The following is a 6156-nucleotide window of genomic DNA, read 5'->3' on the forward strand; positions in this document are numbered from 1 at the left end:
TAACAGATAACAGACGACAGCGAACAGATTTTGAAATCTGTTCGCTGTCGTGCCATAGTGGACTCCGGGTCACCCCACCCATCGCCGCACCCACCCCTGGAGTCCCCGTGGCCACGACCTCCCGCCCCACACAGCGCACCCTCGGCAACTCCGGACCGGTCACCTCCACCCTCGGCCTCGGCTGCATGGGCATGTCCGACATGTACGGCCCGGCCGACGAGGCCGAGAGCATCGCCACCATCCACGCCGCGATCGACGCCGGGGTCACCCTGCTCGACACCGGCGACTTCTACGGCATGGGCCACAACGAGCTGCTGATCCACGAGGCCCTGCGCGGCCGCGCCCGCGAGAGCGTGCAGATCAGCGTGAAGTTCGGCGCCCAGCGCGGCCCGGACGGCCAGTGGCTCGGCTACAACGCGAGCCCCGCCGCCACCAAGACCGCCCTCGCCTACACGCTGCGCCGCCTGCGCACCGACCACATCGACGTCTACCGCCCCGCCCGCCTGGACCCGAACGTCCCGATCGAGGAGACCGTCGGCGCCATCGCGGACCTGGTGAAGGCCGGCTACGTCCGCCACATCGGCCTGTCGGAGGTCGGCGCCGACACCCTGCGCCGCGCCGCCGCCGTCCACCCGATCAGCGACCTGCAGATCGAGTACTCGCTGATCTCCCGCTCGATCGAGGACGCCATCCTCCCCACCGCCCGCGAGCTCGGCATCGGAATCACCGCCTACGGCGTGCTCTCGCGCGGCCTGCTCAGCGGCCACTGGGACCAGGGCCGCGCCCTGGCCGGCACCGACTTCCGTGGCCACAGCCCGCGCTTCCAGGGCGACAACCTGGCCCACAACCTCGCGCTCGTCGAGGCGCTGCGCGCGGTGGCCGCCGCGAAGGGGGCGAGCGTCGCCCAGGTCGCCATCGCCTGGGTCGCCTCGCGCGGGGAGGACGTCGTTCCGCTGGTCGGCGCCCGCCGCCGCGACCGCCTCACCGAAGCGCTGGGCGCGCTGGACATCAATCTCACCGCGGCCGACCTCGCGGCCATCGAGGCGGCCGTCCCCGCCGGCTCCGCAGCGGGCGACCGCTACGCTGCCGCCCAGATGGCACACCTGGACAGCGAGCACTGACCAACCCGAACCGGCCCGACGGCCGGGGACGGCAGCACCACCCTCGACCGCACGACCCTAAGGACGGACCTCCCCGTGACCACGGACACCACACTCACCGCCGAGCAGATCCTGATCGCGGCGGAGGACGTCCTCCGGCGGTTCGGCCCGGCCAAGGCCACCGTCGTGGACGTCGCCCGGATCCTCGGCGTCAGCCACAGCAGCGTCTACCGCCACTTCCCGAGCAAGGCCGCGCTGCGCGAGGCGGTCACCCAGCGCTGGCTCGACCAGGCGCACCACCAGCTCGCCTTCATCTCGACCGAGCCCGGCTCGGCCGTCGAGCAGCTGCACCGCTGGCTGGTGACACTGTTCGCGGCCAAGCGGAAGAAGGCGCTGGACGACCCGGAGCTGTTCGCCACCTACATGGTGCTGGTCAAGGAGAACAGCGGCATCGTCGAGGCGCACATCGACACCCTGGTCACCCAGATCGCCCAGATCGTCCAGGACGGCATGGAGAGGAAGGAGTTCAAGCTCGCCCACATCCTCTCCACGGCCCGCGCCGTCTTCGACGCCACCAGCCCCTTCCACGACCCGGCGTACGCGTCCTCGTGGTCCGAGCCGACCATCGAGGACCGTTTCGAGGCCCTCTGGAAGCTCATCCTCGGCGGCCTGCTCGCCAAGTGACGGACCTCCGACGCCCCGGGCGCCCCTGACCCGGGCACCGACGGCCGCGCAGGCCGGCACCGGAGCGAAACCCGGTCGCCCGCGGGCCCGGCCATCCGGCAGACTGCCGCGCACGGTTGATCTCACCTGGAGGACGACATGCGTCCGGCCCGTCCAACCCCTCCGCCCCGTCCGGCCCGCCCGGCCCTGGACAGTCTGCAGGGGCTCGCCCTCGGCGACGCCTTCGGCGACCGCTGGTTCTCGGCCCCGCTCGACGAGGCACCCGCCGCGCTGGCCGCCCGCCGGCTCCGCCCGGCGCCCTGGCACTGGACCGACGACACCGCGATGGCGCTGGTCCTCGTCCGCCACCTGGCCTCCTGGGGCGAGGTCCGGCAGGATGCGCTGGCCGGCGAGTTCGCCGAGGAGTACGCCCGTGAGTACGGGCGCAAGTACGGCCCGTCGATGCACCGGGTGCTGCGTGAGATCGGCGCCGGCGGGGACTGGCGCGCCATCACCTCGCGCCAGTTCGAGGGTCAGGGCTCGTACGGGAACGGCGCCGCGATGCGGGTCGCCCCACTGGGCGCCTGGTTCGCGGACGACCTGGACGCCGTCGCCCGGCAGGCCGAACTCCAGGCGCTCGCCACGCACTTCCACCCGGAGGCGGTCGCAGGCGCGGTGGCGGTCGCCCTCGCGACGGCACTCGCGGTCCGCAGCCGGGGCCAAACCCCGCCCGGCCGTGCCGAGTTGCTGACGGAGGTGGCCGGTCGCCTGCCGGACAGCGAAGTGCGCTCCGGTCTGCGGATCGCCGCCCGGCTGCCCGGACACACGAGCGTCCGGCAGGCCGCCAACGTGCTCGGCTCCGGGTTCATGATCTCCGCCCCGGACACCGTCCCGTTCGCCCTCTGGTCCGCCGCCGGGCACCTGGACTCACTGCCCGAGGCGATCTGGCACGCCCTGGAGGGCTGGGGCGACATGGACACCACCTGCGCGATCGCCGCCGGGATGGTCGCCGCCCGTACCGGCCTCGCCGAGGTGCCGACCGCCTGGCTGGCCGCCCGCGAGGACCTGCCGGAGTGGGTCACGGAGGCGTCGGCAGCGACGCGCTGAGCCGAGCCGGCCGCCCCGTGGGCCTGGCCGGCTCGGCTGCGCGACACCGTGTCCGCGTCGGCGCGGGGCCGGTTCCCGGCGCCCGGGCTAGCGTCGGGAGCTGCCGAACACCAGCCGGTAGATGATCAGCAGCACCAGGGCGCCGCCGATCGCCGACACCCAGGTCGCCATGTCGAAGAAGTGCGCCGTCACCGACCTGTGCAGGAAGTGCGAGGCGATCCAACCGCCGACGAAGGAACCGGCGATACCGATCAGGGTTGTCACGATCATGCCGCCCGGGTCCTTTCCCGGCAGCAGCAGCTTGGCCAGTGCCCCCGCCAGCAGGCCAAGCACGATCCACGCGACGATGCTCATCTGTCCCTCCCGTCCACGGCGCGACGGCCCCGTTTCCGCCGCTCTGCCAGGAAGGACGCCGCCCACCGCCGCCCGGTTCCGGCGCCGCGGGAGCACCGGCCCGAACCGGCCACCCCGGACCGGGCCGCTCCGGGCGAGGCACCCTCCCGGCGGGGCGCCCGAGCCGGGATACTGCGGCCATGCGCATCCTGATCGCCACCGCCGGATCCCGGGGCGACGTGGCCCCGTTCACCGGGCTCGGCGCCCGCCTTCAGGCGGCCGGCCATCAGGTGACCGTCGCGACCCACGCCACTTTCGCCGCCTCGGTGCGGACCGCAGGGCTGGAGTTCCGCCCGCTGCCGGTCGACCCGCGCGCCGAACTCGCCTCCGCCGAGGGGCGGCGCCTGCTCCAGGCCGGCACCGGACCGCTAGCCGTCCTGCAACTGCTGCAGCTGGGACGGAAGTTCATGCCTGAGCTCGCCGACGGCATCGCCGACGCCACGGCACTCGGCACCGACCTGCTGCTCACCACCAGCACGACCAGCCCGCTCGGCCAGGTCGCAGCCGAGGCCGCAGGCATTCCCAGCATCGGCCTGCACCTCCAACCACTCTCCCCCACGCGGGAGTTCGCGCCCGCCGTCACCGGCGCCCGCTCACTCGGCCGCCCGGGCAACCTGCTCGCGGGGCATGCCGTCCAGGTCGCGACCGACCAGCTCTTCGCCCCCGCCGTACGCGGGCTGCGGCGCCGCCTCGGCCTGCCGCCACTCGGCGCCGGCCGCGCCAGGCGCAAGTACCCCGTCCTGCACGGGTTTTCGCCTGCCGTCGTCCCGCGACCCGCCGACTGGCGCCCGGGGCTGGACGTGGCCGGTTACTGGTGGCCGGTACGGGATCCGGGCTGGCGACCCCCGGCCCGACTGCTCGACTTCCTCGCCGCCGGACCGCCGCCGGTCTTCGTCGGCTTCGGCAGCCTGGTCGTCCCCGACCCCGGCAGGCTCACCGCGACGGTGGTCGCCGCGGTCCGCGCCGCCCGGGTCCGGGCCGTCCTGCAGTCGGGCTGGAGCGACCTCGCCGCCGGCGAGGCGGAGGACGTCCTGACCATCGGCGACGCCCCGCACGACTGGCTGTTCCCCCGCATGGCCGCCGTGATCCACCACGCCGGAGCCGGCACGACCGCCGCCACCCTGCGCTGCGGCACGCCAGCCGTCCCGGTACCCGCACAGCTCGACGCCCCGTTCTGGTCCGACCGGCTCACCCGCCTCGGCGTCTCCCCCGGGCCGGTACCGCTGCGCGCCCTCACCGCCACACGCCTCGCCGCCGCCATCCGCCAAGCCCTCGACGACCCCCGCTACCGCGACCAGGCCCGGGCGGCGGCGGCCACGCTCGCGGCCGAGGACGGCACGGCGAAGGTGCTGGCGGCCGTCGACCGGGCAGCGGCCGGCGGATGACAGCGGGCAAACGGCAGCGGACAAGCGACAGATAACAGATAACAGATTTCGAAATCTGTTATCTGTTATCTGTTCGCTGTCATCCGTTTGCCGTTATCCGTTTGCTGTCACTTGTCAGCCGTCCACCCCCCTCCGCCCGTCGCACCCGCCCACCGGGCGCCCGAGGCCGTGCCCAGCACGAGGTACAGCACCGAGGCCGACCCGGAGCGCCGGGAAGTTGCAGGTGGTCCAGGTGCGCCGCGCCACCGGGACCGGCCGCAGGTCGTCGTCGGTGTAGCCGTCGGACGGCAACTCTCCTGCGGCCGGTCAGAGTTCGACCCGGCCATGGGCAACTCCCCTCTGCGCGAATGGCGTTACGTCCGGGGTTGGCGGGACAGATGCGGGATGACGTCGGTCCCGTAGGCGTCGATGGTGGCCTCGACGGCGTCGTGCATGGCGTAGACGGCGAACTGGTCGACGCCGAGGGAGCGGAGGTGCTCCAGGCGGGCGAGTTGGGCCTGCGGCGGGCCGATGAGGCAGAAGCGGTCGACGATCTCGTCCGGCACGAAGGCGGTGTCGGGGTTCCCGGCCCGGCCGTGGTGGCTGTAGTCGTAGCCCTGGCGCCCCTTGATGTAGTCGGTGAGGGCCTCCGGGACGAGGTCGGAGTGCGCGCCGTAGTGGCTGACCAGGTCGGCCACGTGGTTGCCGACCATCCCACCGAACCAGCGGCACTGCTCCCGGGCGTGGGCGAGCGCGGCGGGCGAGTCGTCGGCGGTCACGTAGGCGGGGGCGGCGACGCAGATGGTGACGGCGTCCGGGTCCCGGCCGGCCTCGGCCGCGGCGGACCGCACCGCCTTGATCATGTACTCGGTGAGGTACGGGTCGGCCAACTGGAGGATTAACCCGTCGGCCTGACGACCGGTCAGTGCGAGTGCCTTCGGCCCGTACGCGCCCATCCAGATGGGGAGTTCGGCGCCGGGGCCGACCCACGGCAGGTGCATCTCGGTGCCGTCCACCTCGACCGTCCGCCCCTCGGCCAGCTCCTTGATGGCGTGCATGGCCTGGGAGAGCCGGGCGAGGGTGGCGGGGCGGCGTCCGGCGACCCGCATGGCGGAGTCGCCGCGGCCGATGCCGCAGACGGTGCGGTTGCCGTACATGTCGTTGAGCGTGGCGAACAGGGAGGCGGTGACCTCCCAGGTGCGGGTGGAGGGGTTGGTGACCATCGGTCCGACGGTCAACTGCCGTGTCTCGGCGAGGATCCGACTGTAGATGACGAACGGTTCCTGCCACAGGACGCAGGAGTCGAAGGTCCAGCCGTGGCTGAACCCGGCCTGTTCGGCGCGGATCATCCGGTCGATGAGCAGGCGGGCGGGCGGGTCGGTCTGCAGGACGAGGCCGATGTCCATGGGTGGCTCCGGGGAGGGTGGTTCCGGCGACCAGGGCCGTTTGGGCACGGGGCCAGGGGGGGGGGGGGGGGGGTGGTTGGGGTAGGGGCCTGGAGGTGTGGCGTATTAGAAGAGCGCCCTGGT

At 73.1% G+C, this 6156-nt stretch carries 6 protein-coding genes; 4 read left to right on the top strand and 2 right to left on the bottom strand.

Annotation, left to right across the window (positions count from 1 at the left end):
* The first annotated feature begins 107 nt into the window (after window positions 1–107).
* The 3 genes from ACFVX9_RS05550 (at window position 108) to ACFVX9_RS05560 (ending at window position 2870) form a co-directional block, all read left to right on the top strand.
* Window positions 108–1121 (top strand): aldo/keto reductase, encoded by a 1014-nt coding sequence (locus ACFVX9_RS05550; protein ID WP_387980520.1) that lies wholly within the window; start codon window positions 108–110, stop codon window positions 1119–1121.
* A gap of 75 nt (window positions 1122–1196) precedes the next feature.
* Complete coding sequence (locus ACFVX9_RS05555) at window positions 1197–1784, top strand: TetR family transcriptional regulator (RefSeq protein WP_380373074.1); 588 nt, start codon at window positions 1197–1199, stop codon at window positions 1782–1784.
* A gap of 138 nt (window positions 1785–1922) precedes the next feature.
* Window positions 1923–2870 carry an ADP-ribosylglycohydrolase family protein gene (locus ACFVX9_RS05560; RefSeq protein ID WP_387980522.1) on the top strand — a complete coding sequence of 316 codons (948 nt, stop codon included), beginning with the start codon at window positions 1923–1925 and terminating at the stop codon, window positions 2868–2870.
* An 87-nt stretch (window positions 2871–2957) separates the two neighbouring features.
* On the opposite strand, the gene ACFVX9_RS05565 is transcribed toward ACFVX9_RS05560, so the two are convergent.
* Window positions 2958–3224: a GlsB/YeaQ/YmgE family stress response membrane protein gene (locus ACFVX9_RS05565; RefSeq protein ID WP_063349911.1), complete on the bottom strand. Its 267-nt coding sequence runs from the start codon at window positions 3222–3224 to the stop codon at window positions 2958–2960.
* A 179-nt stretch (window positions 3225–3403) separates the two neighbouring features.
* Here ACFVX9_RS05565 and ACFVX9_RS05570 point away from each other — a divergent pair, with 179 nt between their 5' ends.
* Window positions 3404–4648 carry a glycosyltransferase gene (locus tag ACFVX9_RS05570; protein ID WP_387980524.1) on the top strand — a complete coding sequence of 415 codons (1245 nt, stop codon included), beginning with the start codon at window positions 3404–3406 and terminating at the stop codon, window positions 4646–4648.
* Between the two features lie 353 nt (window positions 4649–5001).
* Here ACFVX9_RS05570 and ACFVX9_RS05575 read toward each other — a convergent pair whose 3' ends face one another.
* Entirely contained in the window at window positions 5002–6033 is a 1032-nt protein-coding gene (locus ACFVX9_RS05575; RefSeq protein WP_387980526.1) for a TIGR03842 family LLM class F420-dependent oxidoreductase, read from the bottom strand.
* Window positions 6034–6156: the final 123 nt, after the last annotated feature.

It is taken from the genome of Kitasatospora sp. NPDC058243 (assembly GCF_042882025.1).
Taxonomy (GTDB): domain Bacteria; phylum Actinomycetota; class Actinomycetes; order Streptomycetales; family Streptomycetaceae; genus Kitasatospora.

Bases quoted from the DNA above. Each gene is read 5' to 3' on its own strand.
- ACFVX9_RS05575 (WP_387980526.1), bottom strand. From the start codon at position 6,033: ATGGACATCGGCCTCGTCCTGCAGACCGACCCGCCCGCCCGCCTGCTC.
- ACFVX9_RS05565 (WP_063349911.1), bottom strand. From the start codon at position 3,224: ATGAGCATCGTCGCGTGGATCGTGCTTGGCCTGCTGGCGGGGGCACTG.
- ACFVX9_RS05570 (WP_387980524.1), top strand. From the start codon at position 3,404: ATGCGCATCCTGATCGCCACCGCCGGATCCCGGGGCGACGTGGCCCCG.
- ACFVX9_RS05560 (WP_387980522.1), top strand. From the start codon at position 1,923: ATGCGTCCGGCCCGTCCAACCCCTCCGCCCCGTCCGGCCCGCCCGGCC.